Source organism: Salinigranum marinum (genome assembly GCF_024228675.1).
Taxonomy (GTDB): Archaea; Halobacteriota; Halobacteria; order Halobacteriales; family Haloferacaceae; genus Salinigranum; species Salinigranum marinum.
Map to the genome: position 1 here is coordinate 3,173,032 of NZ_CP100461.1, position 21,604 is coordinate 3,194,635.

General features: G+C 69.4%; 20 protein-coding genes and 1 tRNA gene. 8 read left to right on the forward strand and 13 right to left on the reverse strand.

Annotation, left to right across the window (positions count from 1 at the left end):
• The first annotated feature begins 121 nt into the window (after nucleotides 1–121).
• Nucleotides 122–1,306: an aspartate kinase gene (locus NKJ07_RS15780; RefSeq protein WP_318567748.1), complete on the forward strand. Its 1,185-nt coding sequence runs from the start codon at nucleotides 122–124 to the stop codon at nucleotides 1,304–1,306.
• 47 nt (nucleotides 1,307–1,353) lie between these two features.
• Here NKJ07_RS15780 and NKJ07_RS15785 read toward each other — a convergent pair whose 3' ends face one another.
• The gene (locus NKJ07_RS15785) at nucleotides 1,354–2,013 is read right to left on the reverse strand and encodes a metallophosphoesterase family protein (protein WP_318567749.1); all 660 of its coding nucleotides are present in this window, start codon (nucleotides 2,011–2,013) and stop codon (nucleotides 1,354–1,356) included.
• 116 nt (nucleotides 2,014–2,129) lie between these two features.
• Nucleotides 2,130–2,705: an IMP cyclohydrolase gene (locus tag NKJ07_RS15790; RefSeq protein ID WP_318567750.1), complete on the reverse strand. Its 576-nt coding sequence runs from the start codon at nucleotides 2,703–2,705 to the stop codon at nucleotides 2,130–2,132.
• 179 nt (nucleotides 2,706–2,884) lie between these two features.
• On the opposite strand from NKJ07_RS15790, the gene NKJ07_RS15795 reads away from it, so the two are divergent.
• A tRNA-Gln gene (locus NKJ07_RS15795) sits at nucleotides 2,885–2,957 on the forward strand.
• A 151-nt stretch (nucleotides 2,958–3,108) separates the two neighbouring features.
• Here the strand turns inward: NKJ07_RS15795 and NKJ07_RS15800 are convergent.
• From NKJ07_RS15800 to NKJ07_RS15815, 4 genes are all read right to left on the reverse strand, one after another.
• On the reverse strand, nucleotides 3,109–3,288 hold the full coding sequence (locus tag NKJ07_RS15800; RefSeq protein WP_318567751.1) for a hypothetical protein: 180 nt from the start codon (nucleotides 3,286–3,288) through the stop codon (nucleotides 3,109–3,111).
• Between the two features lie 98 nt (nucleotides 3,289–3,386).
• Nucleotides 3,387–4,310 carry an ABC transporter permease gene (locus NKJ07_RS15805; protein WP_318567752.1) on the reverse strand — a complete coding sequence of 308 codons (924 nt, stop codon included), beginning with the start codon at nucleotides 4,308–4,310 and terminating at the stop codon, nucleotides 3,387–3,389.
• On the reverse strand, nucleotides 4,307–5,290 hold the full coding sequence (locus NKJ07_RS15810) for an ABC transporter ATP-binding protein (RefSeq protein ID WP_318567753.1): 984 nt from the start codon (nucleotides 5,288–5,290) through the stop codon (nucleotides 4,307–4,309). The genes NKJ07_RS15805 and NKJ07_RS15810 overlap by 4 nt, the downstream gene beginning before the upstream one ends.
• Before the next feature lie 84 nt (nucleotides 5,291–5,374).
• Entirely contained in the window at nucleotides 5,375–5,671 is a 297-nt protein-coding gene (locus tag NKJ07_RS15815) for a DUF7967 family protein (protein ID WP_318567754.1), read from the reverse strand.
• Nucleotides 5,672–5,947: 276 nt separating this feature from the next.
• On the opposite strand from NKJ07_RS15815, the gene NKJ07_RS15820 reads away from it, so the two are divergent.
• Together NKJ07_RS15820 and NKJ07_RS15825 are read left to right on the forward strand one after the other, a co-directional pair.
• Entirely contained in the window at nucleotides 5,948–6,358 is a 411-nt protein-coding gene (locus NKJ07_RS15820; RefSeq protein ID WP_318567755.1) for a DUF7344 domain-containing protein, read from the forward strand.
• Nucleotides 6,359–6,508: 150 nt separating this feature from the next.
• Nucleotides 6,509–8,245: an excinuclease ABC subunit C gene (locus NKJ07_RS15825; protein WP_318567756.1), complete on the forward strand. Its 1,737-nt coding sequence runs from the start codon at nucleotides 6,509–6,511 to the stop codon at nucleotides 8,243–8,245.
• A 33-nt stretch (nucleotides 8,246–8,278) separates the two neighbouring features.
• Here NKJ07_RS15825 and NKJ07_RS15830 read toward each other — a convergent pair whose 3' ends face one another.
• Both NKJ07_RS15830 and mdh read right to left on the reverse strand, forming a co-directional pair.
• Nucleotides 8,279–9,223 (reverse strand): CPBP family glutamic-type intramembrane protease, encoded by a 945-nt coding sequence (locus NKJ07_RS15830; RefSeq protein WP_318567757.1) that lies wholly within the window; start codon nucleotides 9,221–9,223, stop codon nucleotides 8,279–8,281.
• Nucleotides 9,224–9,932: 709 nt separating this feature from the next.
• Nucleotides 9,933–10,856: a malate dehydrogenase gene (gene mdh / locus NKJ07_RS15835; RefSeq protein ID WP_318567758.1), complete on the reverse strand. Its 924-nt coding sequence runs from the start codon at nucleotides 10,854–10,856 to the stop codon at nucleotides 9,933–9,935.
• A gap of 137 nt (nucleotides 10,857–10,993) precedes the next feature.
• Between mdh and NKJ07_RS15840 the strand changes: the two genes are divergently transcribed.
• On the forward strand, nucleotides 10,994–11,647 hold the full coding sequence (locus NKJ07_RS15840) for an Sjogren's syndrome/scleroderma autoantigen 1 family protein (RefSeq protein WP_318567759.1): 654 nt from the start codon (nucleotides 10,994–10,996) through the stop codon (nucleotides 11,645–11,647).
• A 135-nt stretch (nucleotides 11,648–11,782) separates the two neighbouring features.
• Here the strand turns inward: NKJ07_RS15840 and NKJ07_RS15845 are convergent, their stop codons facing one another.
• From NKJ07_RS15845 to NKJ07_RS15860, 4 genes are all read right to left on the reverse strand, one after another.
• Complete coding sequence (locus NKJ07_RS15845; RefSeq protein WP_318567760.1) at nucleotides 11,783–14,332, reverse strand: DEAD/DEAH box helicase; 2,550 nt, start codon at nucleotides 14,330–14,332, stop codon at nucleotides 11,783–11,785.
• Between the two features lie 105 nt (nucleotides 14,333–14,437).
• Complete coding sequence (locus tag NKJ07_RS15850) at nucleotides 14,438–14,566, reverse strand: hypothetical protein (protein ID WP_318567761.1); 129 nt, start codon at nucleotides 14,564–14,566, stop codon at nucleotides 14,438–14,440.
• A 119-nt stretch (nucleotides 14,567–14,685) separates the two neighbouring features.
• A complete protein-coding gene (locus tag NKJ07_RS15855; RefSeq protein WP_318567762.1) occupies nucleotides 14,686–15,750 on the reverse strand; it encodes a Brp/Blh family beta-carotene 15,15'-dioxygenase in 1,065 nt (354 codons plus the stop codon).
• Nucleotides 15,751–15,752: 2 nt separating this feature from the next.
• A complete protein-coding gene (locus NKJ07_RS15860; protein ID WP_318567763.1) occupies nucleotides 15,753–16,598 on the reverse strand; it encodes a lycopene cyclase domain-containing protein in 846 nt (281 codons plus the stop codon).
• Between the two features lie 266 nt (nucleotides 16,599–16,864).
• Between NKJ07_RS15860 and NKJ07_RS15865 the strand changes: the two genes are divergently transcribed.
• Nucleotides 16,865–17,548 (forward strand): bacteriorhodopsin, encoded by a 684-nt coding sequence (locus NKJ07_RS15865; RefSeq protein WP_425504771.1) that lies wholly within the window; start codon nucleotides 16,865–16,867, stop codon nucleotides 17,546–17,548.
• Nucleotides 17,549–17,640: 92 nt separating this feature from the next.
• Here the strand turns inward: NKJ07_RS15865 and NKJ07_RS15870 are convergent, their stop codons facing one another.
• The gene (locus tag NKJ07_RS15870; protein WP_318567765.1) at nucleotides 17,641–17,883 is read right to left on the reverse strand and encodes a ferredoxin; all 243 of its coding nucleotides are present in this window, start codon (nucleotides 17,881–17,883) and stop codon (nucleotides 17,641–17,643) included.
• A gap of 696 nt (nucleotides 17,884–18,579) precedes the next feature.
• On the opposite strand from NKJ07_RS15870, the gene NKJ07_RS15875 reads away from it, so the two are divergent.
• Both NKJ07_RS15875 and cgi121 read left to right on the forward strand, forming a co-directional pair.
• Nucleotides 18,580–21,057, forward strand: a complete 2,478-nt coding sequence (locus tag NKJ07_RS15875; RefSeq protein ID WP_318567766.1) for an ATP-dependent DNA helicase — start codon at nucleotides 18,580–18,582, stop codon at nucleotides 21,055–21,057.
• Nucleotides 21,054–21,572 (forward strand): KEOPS complex subunit Cgi121, encoded by a 519-nt coding sequence (gene cgi121, locus NKJ07_RS15880; protein WP_318567767.1) that lies wholly within the window; start codon nucleotides 21,054–21,056, stop codon nucleotides 21,570–21,572. The genes NKJ07_RS15875 and cgi121 overlap by 4 nt, the downstream gene beginning before the upstream one ends.
• Nucleotides 21,573–21,604: the final 32 nt, after the last annotated feature.

Genomic DNA, 21,604 nt, shown 5'->3' on the forward strand with positions numbered 1-21,604 from the left:
CCCGCCACCGCGGCCGTGGCATGGAAGTGGACACAGTTATACCGAACCCTGTGTTAGACGCCGCCATGTCTGATAACCGCGTCTCTCCCGGGCCGTCGCGGCGACCGGCGGAGGGTCGGCCGTGCGTGTAGTTGCGAAGTTCGGGGGGACCTCTCTCGGCAGCGGCGATCGGATCAACAGAGCGGCCGACTCGGTCGCCGCCGCCGTCGAACAGGGCCATGAGATCGCCGTCGTCGCCAGCGCGATGGGATCGACGACGGACGAACTCCTCGACGAGATCAAGTTCGAGGCCGACGACCGCGACCGCGCCGAGATCGTCTCGATGGGCGAGCGGACCTCCGTCCGGATGCTGAAGGCCGCGCTTTCCTCCCGTGGTGTCGAAGCGAAGTTCCTCGAACCGGGGAGCGACGAGTGGCCCGTCATCACCGACGAGTACGGTGAGGTCGACGTCGAGGCGACGACCGAGCGCGCGGGGAAACTCGCGGCCGAACTCGACGAGGTCGTCCCGGTCATCACGGGCTTTCTCGCACAGACGATCGACGGCACCGTCACCACCCTGGGACGCGGCGGCTCCGACACCACCGCGGTGATGATGGGCAAGTATATGGACGCCGACGAGGTCGTCATCGTCACCGACGTCGAGGGCGTCATGACGGGTGACCCCCACGTCGTCGAAGGGGCCCGCAACGTCGGCCGCATCACGGTCGACGAACTCCGGAACCTCTCGTTCCGCGGTGCCGAGGTCGTCGCTCCCTCCGCGCTCTCGTACAAGGGGGTCGGGCTCAACGTGCGCGTCGTCCACTACCAGCACGGCGACCTTCTCACCGGGGGGACGCTCATCGAAGGGGAGTTCGAGAACCTCATCGACATGGAGGACAACCCGCTGTCGTGCATCACCGTCGCCGGGCGTGCCATCCGCAATCGCCCCGGCATCCTCTCGGAACTCGCCCAGGCGCTGCGGTCGGCCGACGTCAACATCGACTCCGTCGCCAGCGGCATGGACTCGATCACCTTCTACGTCGGCGAGGACGACGCCGAACTCGCCGAGACCGTCCTCCACGAGCGGGTCGTCTCCGACGAGACGCTCTCGTCGGTGACGGTCGAAGACGACATCGCCGTCGTCCGCGTCACGGGCGGGGAACTCCCCAACCGGCCGGGCATCATCCTCGAGATCGTCCAGCCCATCGCCGAGGCCGGTATCAACATCCACGACGTCATCACGAGCGCGACGTCGGTCGCCATCTTCGTCGCCTGGGGCGACCGCGAGGAGACGCTCCGTATCATTCAAGAAGAGTTCCAGGGCTGAGCCACGCGCTCTCGTTTTCCGTTCCCCCTGTTTTCCCGTTTTACTCGCTACCGCCCCTCGTACAGCCGCTGCCCCAGTCTTTCCGGGAGGCCCGCCGCGTCGATCGCCTCGGCGACCCGGTCGACGTCGTACGGCACCCGGTGTTCGTCGACCTCGCGGGCATCGAGGTCCACCACCGCGTAGGCCGCATCGGGGTCGCCGTCGCGCGGTTGGCCGACGCTCCCGGGATTCACGACGATCCCCTCGGCGAACACCGCGTGGTGCTGGACGTGCGTGTGGCCCATCACGAGGAGTTCCTCGCCGTCGAGCAGTCCGGGGGCGAAGTCGGCGGGGTAGGTGTAGCGGTCGGGGTCGTCCGGATGGCCGTGGACGATCTTTACCCGTCCGTCGAGGAGCGTGCGCTCGTCCGGCAGCGCCGCCAGCCACGCCAGCGCGTCGTCCGCGAGATGGTCGCGAGCGTAGGCGACGCCCGCCTGAGCCATGCTGTTGAAGCCGAAGGAACTGTCGGAGGCGACCGCCCGGTCGTGGTTCCCCATCACCGTGGGGATCTCCCGGTCTCGGACCGCCGCGACGCAGTCGGCGGGCCAGGGGTTGTAGCCGACGACGTCGCCGGCACAGACGAGGCTGTCGACCGCGGGCATGTCGGCGAGGACGGCGTCGAGCGCGACCCGATTCCCGTGGAGGTCGGAGATCACTCCGAGGCGCATACTCGGATTAGACGCGTGGCGCGTTTAGTTCCTCTCCCAGCCCGTGTCGTTGCCGGCGTCCCCTCCGGTCGCGGCTCCGTTCATCTCGCTGCCGGGCCGTCGACTCCGCGGTCGACTCAGTCGCCGTTCTCGATCGCGGTCTCGACGCCGTCGGCCGTCACGCGCGCGGCGGCCGCACAGACGGGGTGTTCGAAGTCGAGGTCGTACGCCTCGCTCGCGGCTTCGGCGGCGGTCTCGGCCGCGAATTCGAACGCCATCGGTCGGTCCTCCTCGTAGGTCGCGACGAGCGTCGGCTCGGTCACCGCCTCGACGAGGAGCGCGTCGCGGCGGACGGTCCCGACGAACGCCTCCTCGTCGGTGACGACGCCGGCGATCCGCGGCGTGTCGTAGTCGTCCTTCTCGAAGTCGAGCGCGAGCAGCGCGAGCGCGAGCGCGTCGCGCGACGGGTAGCCGAGGTCGACCTTCTCCGCCACCGGATCGACGTGCGAGCCGTTGCCGACGACGACGCCTTCGCCGGCCGCCCGGAGGCAGTTGTACGAGACGTAGGGGTTGTCCGTCGCCTCGGCGTCGGCCGTGGGGCCGACGGTCAGCGTTCCCTCGCGGTCGACGACGCGACGGTTCGGGAACGACCGCGAGGAGACGCGGTACGCGCCCAGGCCGGGCCCGACGACGACGAATCTACCGATGTACATGCACGACAGTGGCCATCTCTGGATGAAGTAGGTGACGATCTATGCACGTTCTTTCGTCGGCGAGCGGTGGCGGTGCACCGTCTGTGGCGCGCGTCGGTTCGGTCCGACTCGTCCGAATCGACCCCACGACCGGGATGAAGCGACAGCGTTTTGTTTCGGTGTCTCGTCGCTTCGCGTACAGTCCCATGGGGTAGTGGCCAATCCTGTTGCCTTCTGGGGGCAACGACCCAGGTTCGAATCCTGGTGGGACTACATTTTCCGGCGTTCTAATCTTCACAGACGCGAGCACCGCGCGATGATGCGGGTCACGTGGTCCTGAACGGACGACTGAGACACGGATCAGAACGCCGGATCCACGGTAACGCGTCGCGTTCCGACGTATCGCGCGGGTTCGACGATCGACTCAGATCACCGACGGCTCGGTCTCGTCGTCGTCGAAGCCCGCCTCGTCGATGATCGCGTGGAGGTTCTCGTAGGGGACGAACGCCACCTTCCCCTCGTCGTCGTAGAGGTCCACGCCGTGGTCGGTTCGCTCGTAGCGTTCACACTCGAGTTGCCCTTCGGGGAACAGGACGCGGAACATATCGACACGTTGGCCGCCCGAGGATTTGAGCGTTCCTGCCCTCAGCGTGGGGCCGGGACGTGCCGGGGACGGGACGCCGACGCCGGAGTCGGGCGCGTTCAGAGGTCCCGATCCCGGAAGCTCCAGTAGCCCAACAGCGGGGGGACGACGATCCACGCGAGCAGGACGGCGAAGATGAACGAGCCGGTGAGATACACCGGGAGCGACTCCTGAAGGACGGGAGCCGCCTGCGCCTGTGCGAAAAAGCCCTCCTTGACGAGCCGCGCCTGGACGGGATCGCCGAAGTACACCTCCGCGACGAGCGTCTCGTACGCCCGGAGGGGGTTGAGGTACTTCACGAACAGACGGAGCTTGACGGTCAGGGCGTTCGAGAGCGGCTCCATCCCCGGCACGCGCTTTGCGATCTCCGTGAGCAGTTGGGGGAAACCGCGAGCGACGAACGACCAGAGGAGCGCGAAGAGGAAGTACAGCCCCAGCGTTCCCAGCGTGGCCTGCCGCCCCGAGTCGGCGGACGCGGAGACACCGACGCCGATGGAGACGAACGCCACCGCGAGCAGGGCGGTCAGCGCGACCTGCGGGAAGAAGTGTTCCGGGACGATCCGGGTTCCCGTGGCCAAGAGGGCGACGAGCGCGATGAGGAAGCCGACGAGCGCCGGGATGACGACCACGGCGCTCCGGCCGGCGATCTTCCCCGTGACGACGTCGCGGCGGTCGTGCGGGAGCGACAACAGGAGCTTCAGCGTGCCCGATTCGCGCTCGTCGACGACCGCCCCGTACGAGGTGATGAGCGCGATGAACGCGAGCGCGAAGGCGAGAAAGCCGGTGTACGAGAAGGAGAGAAAGCCCGAGGCGAAGAGGCCGAATAGCGCGTCGGAACTCGCGTCCGAGCCGGTGGCGACGTAGGCGTAAAACAGCGTGGTAGTCCCACCGAAAAAGAGGAGGAAAAACGCCGACAGACCCCAGAGCCACCGCGAACGGATCGCGTCCTCGAAGTCCTTCTGGGCGACGGCCTGCCAGCTCATGTGCGCACCTCCGTGTCCGTGTCGGCCTCCTCGGCCACCGACTCGCCGTCGGCCGCGTCGACCGCCGCGGGCGACTCGGCCGCGTCGGTGTACGTGAGGAAGAGATCTTCGAGCGAGGCCTCCTCGGTCTTGAAGTCGTCGACGGTGACTCCCGACGATTCGAGCGCGCCGATGACGCGCGTCTTCGCGTCGCTCGTACAGGAGACGGTGAGCGTCGTCCCGTCCAGTCCGGCGTCGGTCACGCCGTCGAGGCCGCGGACCGTCTCGACGGAGCCGTCGAGGTCGCCGGCGACGCTGACCACGAGGCGGGTGTCGCCGCCCCGGGCGTCACGGAGCCCCTCGATGCTGTCCTGGGCGACGAGCTCGCCCTCGCGCAGGATGCCGACGCGGTCACAGACGGCCTCGACCTGCCCGAGGACGTGACTGGAGAAGAAGACGGTCGTCCCGCGGTCGGCTTCGGCGCGGACGATGTCGCGCATCTCCTTCGCGCCGGCGGGGTCGAGCCCCGACGAGGGTTCGTCGAGGACGAGCAGGTCCGGATCGCCAACCAGCGCCATCCCGAGGACGAGTCGCTGGCGCATCCCCTTCGAGTACTCGTCGGCCCGGCGGTCGGCGGCGTCGGCGATGCCGACCCGTTCGAGCACCGAGTCGGGATCGATCGAGACGCCCTTCGACCGGGCGGCGAACTCGACGTGTTTCCGCCCGGTGAGGCGGGTGTACACGTCGTATCCTTCGGGGAGGACGCCCGTCCGCTCGCGGACGGCGACACTGTCCGCCTGGGCGTCCATGCCGAGGACCTGGAGACGCCCGCTGGAGGGCCTGACGAAGTCCAAGAGCATATTGATCGTCGTCGACTTACCCGCGCCGTTGGGACCGAGGAAACCGTACACCTCGCCCTCCTCGACGCGGAGCGAGAGGTCGCGAACGGCAGTGACGTTGCCGAAGCGTTTGGTCACCCCGTCGAGTTCGATGGCGGCCATGACGGGGCCTTGTCGCACCACGGAATAAAGGGTTTAGGTCCCGGTATCAACGCTGACCTTCACGTGCGGCTGAACGCGCCGGGGTCACACCTCGTCGTCGGGGTCGTGTCGGTCGCGCATTCGGTCGGCCTCGCCGGCGTACCGCTCGCGGTCGGCCGCGTCGACGGCGCTCAGCGCGTCGGAGTCGACGTCGACGGCGGCGGTGACGCGGCTCCCCTGCTGGTGCATCACCGTCGCGGATCGTTCCTTCCGCACGGCCCGCGCGCCGTCCGGCGTCGCGTAGACCAGCGTGATCAGGTTCCGGTCGTCGTACGATCGCTCGACCAGCCAGGCACGGACGCTCTCGGTTCCTTCGGCGGACGCGTCGTCGGCGTCGGTCATACGTCCGCCTCGTGGCGGCGGGCATATACCGCCTGTCATGTGCGACCGCAGCCGCGCTCGTCGTTGTCGTCGTGACCGACCATCCGGGGTGTGTCCCCGCCGGGACGGCACCTGTCAACCGGAAAGATATACCGACATACTTTGGCTGGTAATTAATACGGAGGCCGTTCATATGTCGTGACGATGGGGGATAGATGCAACCAGGGGGACCACGGAGACGTATTGACAAACCGCCGACGGCAGCTGGTGCTCAGCCAACTGCAATCACACGAGTCGATGACGCTTCGCGACCTCGCCGAGCAGATCGCCGTCACCGACCAGCAGACCGAGATCGAAGCACTCAGCCAGGAGGCCGTCGAGGAGATCGAAGTCGCGCTTCACCACGTGCACGCGCCGAAACTCGCGGACGCGGGCTACGTCGACTACGACGCCCGGCGACGGCTCGTGGGACTGACGGACGAGGGTCGGCAACTCGGGGTGGAGACCGAATGCGACGACCGGATCGAGTCGTCGGAGAGCGTCACGGTCGACCTGTGTCTCGACACCATCTCCGACCTCCACGAGATGATTCGGAGTCACGACCGGCTGTCCGTCCGGATGAGCTACGACGAGATCATCGGGACGCTTCTCACGGAGGTCGACGCGAGCGAGGACAGACCGGTCGAAGACGAAGAGGAAGCCCGGTAGTCCAGTCGTCCGGCAGGACGCCCGTTCTCGTCCTTCGGCCCGCAGTCGTCCAGAGTGGCGGCCACGTCCGCGTAGCGACGCCCACGTCCACCGCGCTCGCGCCCGCCGGTGGACGCGAAGCCTCAAGCCGCTCGGATGGCTAGCGCGGCCGTGGAACCGAACGAGGTCCGCGCACGCGCCGGCGACCTCCCGCGGAGCCCCGGCGTGTATCAGTTCGTCGCGGGTGAGGCCACGCTGTACGTCGGGAAGGCGGTCGACCTCCGCAGCCGTGTCCGGTCGTACGCCGATCCCCGCGGGGAGCGGATCCGCCGGATGGTCGCCGCCGCCGAAACGGTCGACGTCGCCGTGACCGACACGGAGACGCAGGCCCTCCTGTTGGAGGCGAACCTGATCAAGCGGCACCAGCCGCGGTACAACGTCCGACTGAAGGACGACAAGTCCTACCCGCTGGTGCAGTTGACCGACCACTCCGTCCCGCGCATCGAGGTGACGCGTGACCCCGAACCGGGAGCGACGGTGTTCGGCCCCTTTACCGACAAGGGTCGGGTCGAAACAGTAGTAAAAGCGCTCCGGGAGACGTACGGCCTGCGGGGCTGTTCCGACCACAAGTACGCCGGCCGCGACCGGCCCTGTCTCGACTACGAGATGGGGCTCTGCTCGGCCCCCTGTACGGGCGAGATCGGAGAGGAGAGCTACCGCGACGACGTCGCGGCGGCCGTCCGGTTCTTCGAGGGCGAGACGGGCGTGCTCGCCGACCCGCTCTCGCGGGAGATGGAGGCGGCGGCGCAGGCCCAGGAGTTCGAGCGCGCGGCGAATCTCAGGGACCGACTGTCGGTGGTCGAAGCCTTCCACGGCGGCGGCGAGGAGGCCGTCAGCAGCCGTGGCGACGAGCGGACCGTGGACGTCCTCGGCGCGGCGATCGAGGGCGACGCCGCGACCGTCGCGCGCCTCCACGCCGAGCGGGGGCAGCTCGTCGACCGCTCCCGGCACCGCCTCGACGCGCCCGACGGGCGCGACGCGGCCGTCGCGGCGCTGTTGAGCGCGTTCCTCCCGCAGTACTACGCCGAGCGCGACCTCCCCGACGCGGTGTTGCTCTCGGAACGGCCCGACGACGAGGACGTGGTCGCCTGGCTCGAAGCCGAGGGCGTCGCCGTCCGCGTGCCGGGGACGGGGCGAGAGGCGAAACTCGTCGAACTCGCGCTGAAGAACGCCCGCCGGAGCGACGGCCGGACGGACGGCGTGGGCGCGCTCGCCGAGGCGCTCTCGATCCCCCGCCCCGAACGGATCGAGGGGTTCGACGTGAGCCACGCCCAGGGCCGGGCCGTCGTGGGAAGCGACGTCTGTTTCGTCGGCGGCGACGCCGACACCGCGGCCTACCGCCGAAAGAAGCTCACCGAGGGGAACGACGACTACCTGCACATGCGCGAGCTGATCGGCTGGCGGGCCGAGCGCGCGGTCGAGGCCCGCGACGACCGCCCCGACCCGGATCTCCTCCTCGTCGACGGCGGCCGCGGCCAACTCGACGCCGCCCGCGCCGCGCTCGACGCGGTCGGCTGGGACGTCCCGGTCGTCGCGCTGGCGAAAGAAGAGGAGGTCGTCGTCACCCCTACCCGCAGACACGACTGGCCGTCGACCGATCCGAGCCTGCACCTGCTCCAGCGGGTCCGCGACGAGGCCCACCGCTTCGCCGTGCAGTACCACCAGACGCTCCGCGACGATGTCTCGACGGTGCTGGACGAGGTGCCCGGCGTCGGTCCCGAGACGCGGACGAAACTGCTCCGGCGGTTCGGGAGCGTCGACGCGATCCGGGCGGCCTCCCTCGACGATCTGACCGACGTGCCCGGCGTGGGTGAGAAGACGGCGCGGACGCTCACGGAGCGGCTGTAGCCGTCTCGGCCGTCCCCGACGGCACCGAGCGCTCTACGACACCCCGGGATCCAGCCGTTCCGGCCCGGAGAACAGCCACGTCGCCGCCACGAGCCAGGGAACTACCACGACGAGGCCGGTGACGGTCGGGCCGAAAAGCAGCGGCGGCGACGGTCGGGAGAGGAGGGCGCCGACCCCGCCAACGGCGTTGATCGCGCCATGGCCGAGCGCCGCGGGCCACACACTGCCCGACCGGAGCGTCACCCACGCGAGGAACGTCCCCGTCGCGACCGTCATCGGAACCATTGCGAGCATCCCCGTCCACGGCGCGCCCGGGTAGCCGAACCCGTAGTTGTAGCCCATGGCGAGGATCGGCCAGTGCCAGACGCCCCAGACGACGCCGACGCTGCCGACGGCCACGCGCGGCCCGAGCGGGAGGAGCTTCGGGAGGAGGTAGCCGCGCCAGCCGAACTCCTCGCCGACGGCGAACAGGGTGTTGATCGCGGGGCCGACGGTGAGCGCCGCACCGACCTGGACGGCGACGACGAGTTCGGGCGTCAGTGGGGCCTCGGGCGGGAGAAGGTCTCTGACCGTCGCGAGCGTCGGGTCGAACTGCGCGGGGAACAGGATAAAAAAGAGGCCGACCCCGCAGATCGTGAGCACGGCGGGCGCGAGCCACGCGAGGAGGTACGACCGTATCGCGGCCGGGAGATTCGGGCGGAGGAGGCGTCGGGCACCGTCGAACCCCTCGTCGGTCAGCAGGCGCGTGAGCGCGTGCGCGACGGCGGGCGCGAACATGTAGCCGGTGGCGAGGAGGGCGGTCGCGAGGCTGAAGCCGGCGACGAGCGGCGGACTGTCGCGGAGCCCACCCGTGGCCGCGATGACGCCGCCGACGGTCCACGCGATGCCGAACGCGAGCGCGAGGAACACGACGACGCGACGACGTTCGAGGGAGGTAGGGCGGGCCAGCGGGCGTGCGTCTGTAGAGGACGCGGGCATGCGCGGTGCTACACCCGTCCATTACGTAGTGGTTCGTGTCGTACACCGAGACGGTCGATGACAGGGACCCTGCCGGAACTCGGCGAACGGGGACGGATCGCGGCTGAATACACGCTCCAGTATCAGTATGAGCTTCAGGACCGATCATCCGTCGCGGTTGCAGCAGCGCGTATCAGTCAACCTTACAGCGGCGCATCAGTCGATCCGGCTCGACGGAGACGTGCAGCCGCCAGAGCGGGTATGCCACGTCCTCCCCAGCCGATTCACTCGTTCACTTCGTTCACTCGCTCATCCCTCGCGCGCGAGTCGCGGACCGACGTCCGCGACGTCACGCGCCACCGCACCGCGGTCGGCGCGCGACGACCGAGCAGCGCGGGACACGGAGCGTCCCGCTGGCCGGACGGGGCGGGTTCGGCCGCCCCGTAGACGACCGCGGGGAGCGAGTGAACGTGCGAGGGACGACTGAACGAGTGAGTTGAGCGAACGAGTGAAACGGAGTCGGTTGGTGAGGCGGTGGCGTCATCACCCTGGTGACCGCTCTCGACACCGTCCGCTCTCGGACACGAAGGTGAATACTCGCCACACCCGTTCGTAGACACCCAACCGGTACACCGTCCTCCGGTACGAGTCCGACTACCGAACGGAACGTCCCGCTGAACCGCCGATCGCCCCGGGAACTGTCGGTCGCGGCGGCACCGGCGTCGTCGGTTCAGAGGTCGGCCGTGGTCTTCTCGTACTGCGTCGAGAGCTTCTCGGAGGCCTCTTCGAGAAGTCCCTCCTCGTACTCGTCGAGGTCCCACTCGACGACCTCCTCGACGCCCTCGGAGCCGAGCTTCACGGGGACGCCGAACGCGGTGTCCTCCTGGCCGAACTCGCCGTCGAGTTTGATCGAGCCGGGGAGCACCGCACCGGTGTCCCGGAGGACCGCCTCGGTCATGTGAGCGACGCCCGTCGCCGGTCCCCACTCCGTCGCACCCTTGCGGGAGATGACGTCCATCGCCGACTCCTGGAGGTCCGAGAGGATCTCCTCTTTCTCATCGTCGGTGAACGACGGATCCGCGCCGTCGACGCGGACCTTCGAGAAGACGGGCACCTGCGCGTCGCCGTGTTCACCCAGGATCGTCGCCTCGACGTTCTTCACGGGGACGTCGAAGCGCTCGGCGAGGACGTAGCGGAACCGCGCGGAGTCGAGCCGGCCGCCGAAACCGATCACCTTCTCGCGGGCGCGGTCGCCGACCTCGTACAGGTGGCGGTTGAGCAGGTCGACGGGGTTCGACGTCGTGATGGAGACGAAGTCGTCGTTGTACTCGGCGAGCGAGTCGTGGATGTCCTGCATGATGGGCGCGTTGTCGCCCGCGAGGTCGATCCGCGTCTGGCCCTCCTTGCGCGGGATGCCCGCCGTGATGACGACGACGTCCGACCCCTCGGTGGCCTCGTAGCCGCCCTGGACGACCCGCGTGTTCGAGTCGTAGGCGATGCCGTGGTTCGTGTCGGCCGCCTGGCCGACCGTCTTGTCCTCCATCTTCGGGATGTCGACGAGGACGAGCTCGTCACAGATGTCCCGAAGCGCGATGTTGTACCCGGCTGCGGCACCGACTGTCCCGGCGGCACCGACCACGCTCACTTTCGTCATACCAGTTTCACACGCGAACGGATTCCGATTAAACGCTTCGGAACCGCCGACGCGACCCGCCGACTATGGGGCCGAGAGCCGGCGTCTCCGGCGACCGGCCCGGTGGGTTTTTCGACCCGACTCTCCTGCGTGGAGGTATGAGCGATTTCGACAAGGAGGCGGAGCGAGAGAAGCTCCGCGAGAAGTACGAGCACGACCGGGAGAAGCGCAAGGAGACAGAGCGGATGAGTCAGCTCCTCCTCCAGGGGGCGACGATGACGAACCGCCACTGCGACACCTGCGGCGATCCCCTGTTCAGATACCAGGGTCAGGAGTTCTGCGCGACGTGCGAAGGCCGGGCGCAGGAAGCCAGCGCCGCGGCCGCCGAGGCCGACGAACCCGCGACGGACGTCCCCGGCGACTCCGGGGCGACGGCCGGGGTGAACGGTGCGGACGCGCCGGTCGACGCGGCCGAACCGGCCGACTCGGGGCCCGAGCCGACGGGCGACGACGCGGAGGCGATCGCAGAACCGGGGACCCCGCCCGCGGCGATCGACGGCGAGGCGGCGACCGGCGGCCGCGCGACGGACGCCGCCGTCGAGCCGGGTGTGTCGACGTCCGAGCCGCCGGCGTCGACCACACGGACCGGAACCGAGCCGGACCTCCAGGCGGCGCGCGCGTCGCTCGTCCGGACGATCACACACCACACCCAGCGGGCGGAGGCAGTCGAGGACCCACGCCGGGTGACCGACCACCTCACCGCGGTCCGCGAGGCGGCCGAGGCCCTCGCGGCGCTCGACGGGCGGCGATGACGCGAGTATTCCCCTCGACGGCTCCGAGCAGCCCGACGCCACGACACGATCGGTGACCGGTCCCGCGAGGTCCGTCGCCCAGCGCGCCGCCGACCCCGCGGTCCGTAGCGCGTCGGTGCCCGTGACCGTCGTCTCTTACTCGCTCTCGTCGAACGCGTAGTCGCTCCCGACCACCTCACGGATGCGCGCGGCCGTCTTCGCGCCGACGCCGCGCACCTCCTGTAACTCCTCCTCGGTGGCGGTCATCACCGCCTCGACGCTCCCCAGTGCCGAGAGGAGCGACTGCGCGGTGACGGGCCCGACGTCGGCGATGGCGCTCACGACGTACTCCTGCTGTTCGTCGAGCGTCTTCGCGCTCTTCTCGCCGTGGACGCTCACGGCCCGGTCCCGCTGGGTCTGCTCGCGCGTCGCGATCGTCGCCAGGAGCTCCGTTGTATCGCTCTCGTCGCGGGTGTGGAGGACGCTCACGCCGAAGTCGACGGCCAGCGAGGCGAGCGCGCCGCGGATCGCGCCGGGGTGGATGTTCCGTTCCTCGTACAGTCCGTCGCCCTCGATCACGACGACCGGCCGTGCGTAGTGCCGCGAGGCGTCGCGGGCCTGCTCGAACAGCGACCGATCCCCCCCGGTGAGCGTGTCGAGGAAGTCCGCGACGGTCTTCCGCTCGACGACGACCCGGTCCGAGAGGACGTAGTCGCCGACGGCGAGCGTCTCGAGCCTGGTTCGGACCCCCTCGCGCGTCGAGAGGTCGCGGGCGATCGTCGAGTCGAGTTCCCGCTGGTCGACGACGACCTCGACCTCCTCTTCGTCCCCGTCTTCGGCTTCGGCTTCTCCCTCGGCGTCACCCGCGGTGGCGACGACGCCCGCTTCGTCCTCGTTCTCGCCTTCGTCTCCGTCTCCGGGACCGGGATCAGCTTCAGCCTCGGGGTCGTCGTCGAGTTCGGCTGGGGTCGCCCCGAACTCCGTGAGCGACGAGTCCTTGGCGCGCTCGCCGCCGTTGGTGGCCGCGGTCCCCGCTCCGGTCGCCGTCGTCTCCGCGTCGGCCCCGCCGGTCTCGTCGGTCCCGGGATCCCCGGCGTCGTTTCCTGACGTTCCGCCGTCGTCGAACTCGTCGAGGCTCGTCTCCTCTAGCTCGCGTTCGAGTTCGGCCGCGACGCCCTTCAGGTCGCGGAGTTCGTCCTCCATCTCGCGTTCGCGTCGTCGCGAGATCCAGAAGAACGCCTCGTCGCGGGTATCCTCCGCCAACAACACGACGACGCGGCCCTCGGCCTGCCTGCCCGTCCGACCCTTGCGCTGGATCGACCGGATCGCCGTGGGGACGGGCTCGAAGAAGAGCACGAGGTCGACCTCGGGGACGTCGAGGCCCTCCTCGGCGACCGAGGTCGAGACGAGCACCTCGAACTCGCCGGCGCGGAACTCGTCGAGCGTCTCCTGTTGTTCGGTCTGGGTCATCCCCTCCGACCCCTCCGTATCCGACTGGCCGACGAACTTCCGGACGTGGAACGACTCGGCCAGGAAGTCGACGAGCGCCTCCGCCGTGTCGCGCGACTCGGTGAAGACGATGACGCGCTCGCCGCCCCCGATTCCAAGCGTTTCGGCCAGCAGGATGCGCGTCTGCGAGAACTTCGGGTGGATGCCGTCGTACGACTCGACCTGTCGCATCGCCTTTCGGACCTTGGGCTCGGCGACGAGGCGCTGGCTCGCTTTCGACGCGCCCGACGACCGCGCGGCGTTGCGCTGGCGCTCGAAGTACCGCCGGACGGATTCGACGGACTGAGTCTCGACGAGTTCGACCGCTCGGCGGAGCTTCATCACCTCCGCGTGGATCGACATGCCCTGGTAGCCCTCCGACTTCCCGGCGTTGATCAGCCGTTGCAGCTCGGCGCGCATCCCGTTGAGCTCCTTCTGGGACAGATCGGGCGAGCGCTTGTTCGTCACGCCCATCTCCGTCAGCTTCTCGAGCCGGTCGGCGATGACGTCGTTGAGCGCGTCGCGGATCTCGAGCACCTGCTCGGGCAGTTCGATCCGGTTCCACTCGACCTCCGTGTCGTGGGTGTACTCGGCGACGTCGGCGTCCTCGTCGGTCATGACCTCGACGTTCGCGAGGCCGAGGTTCTCGCAGACGGTGACGATGGCCTCCTCGTCGCCGCCGGGAGAGGCGGACATGCCGGTGACCAGCGGGTCGGACGCGTCGGCGTGGTAGCGCTCGGCGATGTACACGTAGGAGTAGTCGCCGGTCGCGCGGTGGCACTCGTCGAACGTGAGATGCGTCACTCCCGAGAGCGAGATCCGGTTGCCGATGAGGTCGTTCTCGACGACCTGCGGCGTCGCGATCACGACACGCGCGTCGTCCCACAGCGCGGCGCGGTCGTCGGGGCGGACCTCCCCGGTGAAGACGACGATCTCGTCGTCGGGGATCGACAGCGCCTCGCGATAAAACTCCGCGTGCTGTTGGACGAGCGGCTTCGTCGGGGCCAACATGAGCGAGGTACCCCCTCGCTCGTGTAACCGCTCGGCCGTCACGAGCAGCGAGACGGTCGTCTTCCCCAGCCCCGTCGGGAGACAGACGAGCGTGTGTGCGTCCCGTGCCGCGCTCGCGAGCCGGAGCTGGTAGCGACGGCGCTCGATGAACGCCGGCGAGAGCAACGGGTGGTCGACGAACGCGTCGTTCTCGGGCGTGGCCGCCATCGCTCACGCTTGGACGTCGCTCGGGTTAAGCGTTGGCGAACCGCGGTGAAAGTGAAACGGGGAGCGGCGACGCCGGTAGCCGACAGGGGGCGAACGGTGGCTGGTTCACGTCGCGTCGCGCGTCGAACGACCCGACGTCGACGGTTCGTCCGCGTCGAGCGCCGCCTCGGGGACCGAACAGCCGACGAGGGCGGCCCACTCGGCGACCCGGGACGGACGTGTGCGTGGAGTCATGACGAACGCCTCGAACGGAGTATCTCGAACGGAACATATAACGGTTGTGTCCAGTCTCGATCGTCGGGAACGGAACGGCCGACGGACGGTGCCGAGACGGGACTGGGACGGCTCGCGGCTCACCAGACGCCCTGGACGCGGTCCATCCAGGTGACGACGACGACGTGCGGGAGGGTGAGTACGGCGATGCCGACGAGGTACAGCGCGAGGAGGCCGTCGGGGTCGTCCGCGAGCGCCCCGAGCGACTCCGCCCCGGGCACCACGAGGGCGAGGCCGACGAAGCCGAGGAGCGAGACGGCGGTCAGCGGCGCGGCGTCGCGGGCGAAGCGTCCGAGCGCGTCCGCCGCGTCGCCCGCGGTGAGCGCCTCGCGCGACCCCGGATCGACGAGCAGGAGGCGGGCGATGTGCCGGAGCGCGTGCCAGAGGGTGAAGTACAGCCCGACCGCGAGCACCGGCGGGAGGACGGCGAAGAAGACCCACAGCAGCGCGAGTTCGCCCACGTCGACGGCCCAGGGGTGGCGTGCCGCCCCACCCCGAACGCGCCACGCGCCGACGCCGACGCCGACGAGCGTGAGCGCGAGGAGACCGCCGCCGGCGACGAGTCGCGCTGTCGGGGTGAAGAATGGGTCGAGCGCCGCGACGGGACCGCCGAACAGCGCGACGAACGCGCTCGCGACCCGTCGGTACTCGGCCGGGTGGAAGGCGAGCGGGGCGACCATCGGGAGCCCGCCGCGGACGACGAGCGCGAGGCCGCGTTCGGCCCGGGTGGAGAGGTGCTCGGCGTCGACGAACGCCAACAGCGCGTAGACGTCGCCCTGTCCCCAGTGGGCCCAGGTGAGGAGGATGAAAAACACCGCGGCCGAGACGGGGTCGAGGAACCACCACGCGAGATAGCCCCCGCCGGCGACTAGGTAGAGCAGGCCGACGCCGATCATCGACCGCCAGCGGCCGGTCCCGGCGGTTCGGGCGGGCGCGAGGTGGTCGACGGCACCGTGCGGCAGGCCGAAGACGAGGACGCTCGCGACGAATGGCGCGTAGACGGCCGCGCGGGGGAGGACGGCCACGAGCGGGGCGAGGACGGCCGCAGCGCCCAGGGCGACCCACGAGGGGCGGACGACCGCCGCCGAGAGGGTCCGTCGGACGCCGGCTGGCAACGGCTCCGACACCACGGCGCGGGAGCTCACGGTCAGCGGCCCCGCTCGATCGTCCGGGCGTTCTCACGGGGCGTCGCGCCGGCCGGGTCGTCGCCGGTGACGACCGGGGTGCGGTCGGTGCCACCGGCGTCGTCGTCGAGCGTCAGCCGCCCCCACCGGTGCATCACCCACTCGAACAGCACCAGCCCCTGGACGACGAGGAGGTTCGTCACGAGGAAGAACGTGGCCTCTTCGAGCGGGAGGCCGAGGATGTCGATCCCCACGGTGAACGTCTCGGAGATGGTCCACACTCCGAGGCCGATGGCGACCCGATCGGCGAACCAGAGGTAGAGCGTCGGAATCGCGACCGCGACCGGCCACTCCCGACGCTGTCGGAGGAGGTAGCCGCCGCCGACGCCCCACTGGAGCGCCAACAGCGGACCGGCCCACACGAGGATCGCACCGATGTAGTAGCCGGCGGTCGTCGAGAGGAGCGCCGCGCCGGCGACGCTCAGCGCGAGGAAGCCGACGGCCCCGACCAGCCGCGGCGAGAGCCGGGTGTCGCCCGGCTCGAAGGCGGACGAAAAGCCCATGACGTAGAGGAACAGCCCCGAGAGGACGGGCTGGAGGACGAAGAAGAGGTACTCCTCGACGGGTGCCGCGCCGATGCGGGCGACGACGGTCCCCTCGCCGTACCACCAGACGCCCCGTTCGATGAGGAAGTTGTCCCACGGGGTCGTGTAGACGAGCGCGAGCAGCGTGATCCCGACGAGTCCGGTGAGCGCGACGCGGCGACGGCCGGACGGGAGCGTCGGCGCCGCCAGGACGAGCACCACGAGCGGCGGGAGGACGAACACCAGGTGGAACCCCAGGTAGGTGAGCGTCATCGCTTCGTCCACGTCGTGTCCGTCGGGGCCGGACGGGCGGTCGTCGTCACGGGCGACAGGAAGGATCCGAACGGGATTAAGGCCACGGCCGATCCGGCCATCCGAGTGGTCATGTACTTCAACTTTTTGGCCGGTACGGAGTTCGACTCGGGAGATCTCAACATTTTTCGGACAGTCTGCCATCAAATATAAGTCGCGAAACTCCCTAGCCCCGTTTGGGTATGGTAACTCCAGGTGCAGGTATCGAATCGATATCGCTGTGGATCGGCACGATCGGGATGACCCTCGGCACCCTGTATTTCGTCGCACAGGGATGGTCCGTGCGTGACCCCGACCAGCAAGAGTACTACATCATCACCATCTTCATCCCCGCCATCGCCGCGGCGTCTTACTTCGCGATGGCGACAGGGTTCGGCCTCATCGAGGTGTCAGTCCAAGGGCTCGGGACGCTCGACATCTACTGGGCCCGCTACGCGGACTGGCTGTTCACCACGCCCCTGTTGCTGCTCGACTTGGCGCTGTTGGCAGGGGCCGATCGGAACACGATCTACACCCTCATCGGGCTCGACGTGTTCATGATCGTGACGGGGCTCGTGGGCGCACTGGCCACCGAGGGACAGCTGTTCCGCATCCTCTGGTGGGCGATCAGCACCGGTGCGCTGCTCGTCCTGCTGTACTTCCTGCTCGGCTCGCTGTCGGAGCAGGCCAGCAGGCAGTCCGGCGAGGTGGGTGCGCTGTTCAGTCGGTTGCGGAACCTGATACTCGTCCTCTGGTCCGCGTATCCGGTGGTCTGGATCCTCGGTACCGAGGGCGGCTTCGCGATCATCCCGCTCGGCATCGAGACGGCGGCGTTCATGGTGCTCGACCTCTCGGCGAAGGTCGGCTTCGGCATCATCCTGCTGCAGAGTCGCGACGTGCTCAGCGCGGCGAAGCCGTCGGGCACTTCGGCGACGGCGGACTGAACCGGCCCCCGTCGCGGAGACGGAAACGAGACAGCCGCGGTTTTTTTTGACGCGTCACCGGTCAGGAGCGACGCGGCCACCGATCCGCCGCCTCAGACGATCTGCTCGCCGTCGTCGTCGTACAGTTTGATCGCGTCGACGGGGCAGACCCGCGCGGCGAACTCCGCTTCGAACTCGGCGTCCTCGGGGACCTCGCGCACGAAGAGGTCCTCCTCGCGCTCTTCCCCCTCGACGAGGTCGGCCTTGCCGGCGTCGAGGTTCTTCTCGAAGCCGTCCCACTCGTCGACGCACTGGAACATCCCGATACAGGTGTCGCGGTCGTACTCGATGTGCATGCGTGAGTCGAAGCGGGGGGAGGGTAAAGACGTGGCGCCCGTCCTCGGGAGTCGACACTGTGAGGGGGCGACGACGTGCCGGCCGCACGGTTCGTGAACGGACGTGCGTGGCGACGGGCCGTGACCGAGACCGAACGCGGTGGAGCAGGCAGGGCGACGAGAGACCGCACCCTCCCCAACCAGTGGCTCGCGGTCGGAGCCGCGAGCAGGCCCCTCGCACGCATCGGTCGCGGCCGGGCGGCCGCGACAGCGCGCGCCTCCCGTGTCACGACACGATGGCACGGGTGCGGTGGCGCGGTCGGCGCGCCTCCGTGCGCGCCGACGCGCGAGGGATGAGGGCACGACCGAACGGAGTGACGGAGTGCCCGGATCGGCTGGGGAGGGCGTGGCGTCTCACTGCCCTGGCGACTGTCTCGTCCCGATCACCAGCCGTTCGCCGACGAGTAATCGACTGTCTCGTCTCGACATCAGCCGTTCGCCGACGAGTAACCGGCTGTCTCGTCCCGACCACCGACGGCTCGTCGACGGATCATCGCACTGCCAGCCGATCGCCGTCGGACCGCTTCGTCTTCGACTGGACGCCACCCACCAGGTGCCGGCGCGTCTCTCGGTCGATCTGTGGGTCGTAGACCCACCGGAACGCCCGCCTCTCGCAACCCGAAACCTAAAACCGAGGACGGACCCAAGCGGTGGTAGATGAACCCCGCCGACGTCCCCGGTCTGCCCGAGGGAGTCGCCTCGCACCTCCACGAGGAGGGGATCGAGGAGCTGTACCCGCCCCAGGCCGCGGCGGTCGACGCGGGCGTCACCACGGGCGAGAGCGTCGTCGCCGCGGTCCCGACGGCGTCGGGCAAGACGCTCGTCGCCGAACTCGCGATGCTCTCGTCGGTCGCCCGCGGTGGCAAAGCCCTCTACATCGTCCCCCTGCGCGCGCTCGCGACGGAGAAGAAGACGGAGTTCGAGCGCTGGGAGGCGCTGGGGTTCGACGTGGGCGTCTCCACCGGAAACTACGACTCCAGCGGCGAGTGGCTCGCCTCCCGCGACATTATCGTCGCCACCTCGGAGAAGGTCGACTCCCTGGTCCGGAACGACGCGCCGTGGGTCGACCAGCTCACCTGCGTCGTCGCCGACGAGGTCCACCTCGTCGACGACCGGAACCGGGGGCCCACACTGGAGGTGACGCTCGCGAAGCTCCGCCGGATCAACCCCGACCTCCAGGTCGTCGCCCTCTCCGCCACGGTCGGCAACGCCGACGAGATCGCCGACTGGCTCGACGCGGGCCTCGTCGACTCCGACTGGCGGCCGATCGATCTCCGGACCGGGGTCCACTACGGCAACGCGATCACGTTCGACGACGGCTCCCAGCGGGAGGTCGAAGTCGGGGGGAAGCGGCAGACGCCGGCGCTCGTCGGCGACACGCTCGACGAGGGCGGTTCGACGCTGGTGTTCGTCAACTCCCGGCGGAACGCCGAGGCGGCGGCGAAACGGCTGTGCGAGGTCACGGCGAAGCGGCTCACCGACGGGGAGCGAGCGGACCTGCGGGAGCTCGCCGACGAGATCGAGGGCGTCTCCGGCACCGAGACCTCGGCCGACCTCGCCCGCGTCGTCCGGCAGGGCGCGGCGTTTCACCACGCGGGGCTCGCCGCGGAGCACCGATCGCTCGTCGAGGACGCCTTCCGCGCGCGGCTCATCAAATGCGTCTGCGCCACGCCCACGCTGGCGGCGGGCGTCAATACTCCTTCCAGGCGGGTGATCGTCCGCGACTGGCAGCGCTACGACGGCTCGTACGGCGGGATGAAGCCGCTCGACGTGCTCGAAGTCCACCAGATGATGGGCCGGGCGGGCCGGCCCGGCCTCGACCCCTACGGCGAGGCGGTGTTGCTGGCGACGGACTACGACACCCGCGACGAACTGTTCGAGCGGTACGTCTGGGCCGACCCCGAGCCCGTCCGGTCGAAACTCGCCGCCGAGCCCGCACTCAGAACGCACCTGCTCGCCACCGTCGCCTCGGGCTTCGCCCACACCCGCTCGGGCCTCCTGGACTTCCTCGACCGCACGCTGTACGCGACGCAGACCGACGACCCCGGTCGCCTGGAGAGGGTCGCCGACACCGTGCTCGACTACCTCGAAGCGAACGACTTCCTCACCCGCGAGCGCGACGGGGACGACGTGCGCCTGAAGGCAACGGGGCTGGGCCACACCGTCTCCAGACTCTACCTCGACCCGATGAGCGCCGCCGAGATCGTCGACGGCCTGGCGTGGGCCGACGAGCACGAGGCCGAGATGCACCGGAAACTCGACGGGACGACAACGCGGGCGTCCGGTTCGTCGGCGGAGTCGACCGAGTCGGTCGAGTCGGATGAGTCGGCTGGGTCGGCCGAGGCCGGTGGCTTCCGACCGGCCAGTGAGATGGTCGCCGACGCTGACGGCGACACTGCCGACGACGACGGGCCCGACACGGCCGGGACGGATCGAACGTATCCGACCCCGCTCGGCCTCTACCACCTCGTCTGCCGGACGCCGGACATGTACCAGCTCTACCTGAAGTCGGGCGACCGCGAGACGTACACCGAGGAGTGTTACGAACGCGAGGCCGAACTCTTGGGTCGAACCCCATCCGAGTACAGCGACAGCGACTTCGAGGCGTGGCTTTCTGCCCTCAAAACGGCGCGGCTGCTCGAAGACTGGGCGAACGAGGTCGACGAGGACCGCATCACAGAGCGGTACGGCGTCGGCCCGGGCGACGTTCGCGGCAAGGTCGACACCGCCACGTGGCTCCTCGGCGCGGCCGAGCGCATCGCCGGCGACCGCGGCTTCGACGCCGTCGCCGTCCGCGAGGCGAAAAAGCGCGTCGAGTACGGGGTTCGGGACGAACTGCTCGACCTCGCGGGGGTCAGAAACGTCGGCCGAAAGCGTGCCCGACGGCTGTACGAGGCGGGTATCGAGACGCGCGCGGACCTCCGCGAGGCCGACAAGTCGGTGGTGCTGGGGGCGCTCCGGGGCCGGCGGAAGACGGCGGAAACGATCCTCGAAAACGTCGGCCGGCAGGAGCCGTCGATGGACGCCGTCGACGCGGACGAGTCGGTGACGGCGGAGACGGCCTCGGCGACGCGGGACGACGGCCGCGGCGACGCGGGTGGGAGCGACCAGGCGAGCCTGGGTGATTTCGGGTGAGACTCGTCGAGGGCGTCGCACACGTCGACGACGTCGACGCGTTCGTCTCGGAACTGAACGCGATCGGCGACGACCACGGGGTGACCGTCCAGGCGTTCGACGCGCGGTACGTCGTCTCTCGCGCTCACCTCGAACGCGCGGTCGAACTCGCCGACCGCGCCCTCGCACGCGGGACGAACGTCGCCCGCGACCGCGGCGTCGAGATCCTCCTCTACGCCGCGGGCCGCCGACAGATCGACCGCGCGCTCACACTCGGCATTTCGCCCGGCGAGCGCCCGGTCGTCGTGCTGATCGACGCGCCGCCGGATCGGGTGGCACGCGAAACGGACGGGGACGAGACCGCGGCGGCCGCAGCGGTCGCGTCGCTCCTCGACCCGGTGGAGACGCTCGGCGAGGTCGACGCGTCCCTGATCCGGGCGTACTTCGACGTCGGTGACCCGGAACTGGCGGCGGTCGAGGGTGACCTCGCCGATATCGTACTCGAACGGGTCGCGCTGCTCGACGTCGAGAAGTAGACCGACCCCTTCGTTTCCTCTCCATATTGTTA

Excerpts from the sequence above, each read along its gene's own strand:
- NKJ07_RS15785 (WP_318567749.1), bottom strand. The coding sequence starts at position 2,013 with ATGCGCCTCGGAGTGATCTCCGACCTCCACGGGAATCGGGTCGCGCTC.
- NKJ07_RS15790 (WP_318567750.1), bottom strand. The coding sequence starts at position 2,705 with ATGTACATCGGTAGATTCGTCGTCGTCGGGCCCGGCCTGGGCGCGTAC.
- NKJ07_RS15800 (WP_318567751.1), bottom strand. The coding sequence starts at position 3,288 with ATGTTCCGCGTCCTGTTCCCCGAAGGGCAACTCGAGTGTGAACGCTAC.
- NKJ07_RS15805 (WP_318567752.1), bottom strand. The coding sequence starts at position 4,310 with ATGAGCTGGCAGGCCGTCGCCCAGAAGGACTTCGAGGACGCGATCCGT.
- NKJ07_RS15810 (WP_318567753.1), bottom strand. The coding sequence starts at position 5,290 with ATGGCCGCCATCGAACTCGACGGGGTGACCAAACGCTTCGGCAACGTC.
- NKJ07_RS15815 (WP_318567754.1), bottom strand. The coding sequence starts at position 5,671 with ATGACCGACGCCGACGACGCGTCCGCCGAAGGAACCGAGAGCGTCCGT.
- NKJ07_RS15820 (WP_318567755.1), top strand. The coding sequence starts at position 5,948 with ATGACGCTTCGCGACCTCGCCGAGCAGATCGCCGTCACCGACCAGCAG.
- NKJ07_RS15830 (WP_318567757.1), bottom strand. The coding sequence starts at position 9,223 with ATGCCCGCGTCCTCTACAGACGCACGCCCGCTGGCCCGCCCTACCTCC.
- mdh (WP_318567758.1), bottom strand. The coding sequence starts at position 10,856 with ATGACGAAAGTGAGCGTGGTCGGTGCCGCCGGGACAGTCGGTGCCGCA.
- NKJ07_RS15840 (WP_318567759.1), top strand. The coding sequence starts at position 10,994 with ATGAGCGATTTCGACAAGGAGGCGGAGCGAGAGAAGCTCCGCGAGAAG.
- NKJ07_RS15845 (WP_318567760.1), bottom strand. The coding sequence starts at position 14,332 with ATGGCGGCCACGCCCGAGAACGACGCGTTCGTCGACCACCCGTTGCTC.
- NKJ07_RS15850 (WP_318567761.1), bottom strand. The coding sequence starts at position 14,566 with ATGACTCCACGCACACGTCCGTCCCGGGTCGCCGAGTGGGCCGCCCTC.
- NKJ07_RS15865 (WP_425504771.1), top strand. The coding sequence starts at position 16,865 with ATGACCCTCGGCACCCTGTATTTCGTCGCACAGGGATGGTCCGTGCGT.
- NKJ07_RS15870 (WP_318567765.1), bottom strand. The coding sequence starts at position 17,883 with ATGCACATCGAGTACGACCGCGACACCTGTATCGGGATGTTCCAGTGC.
- NKJ07_RS15875 (WP_318567766.1), top strand. The coding sequence starts at position 18,580 with ATGAACCCCGCCGACGTCCCCGGTCTGCCCGAGGGAGTCGCCTCGCAC.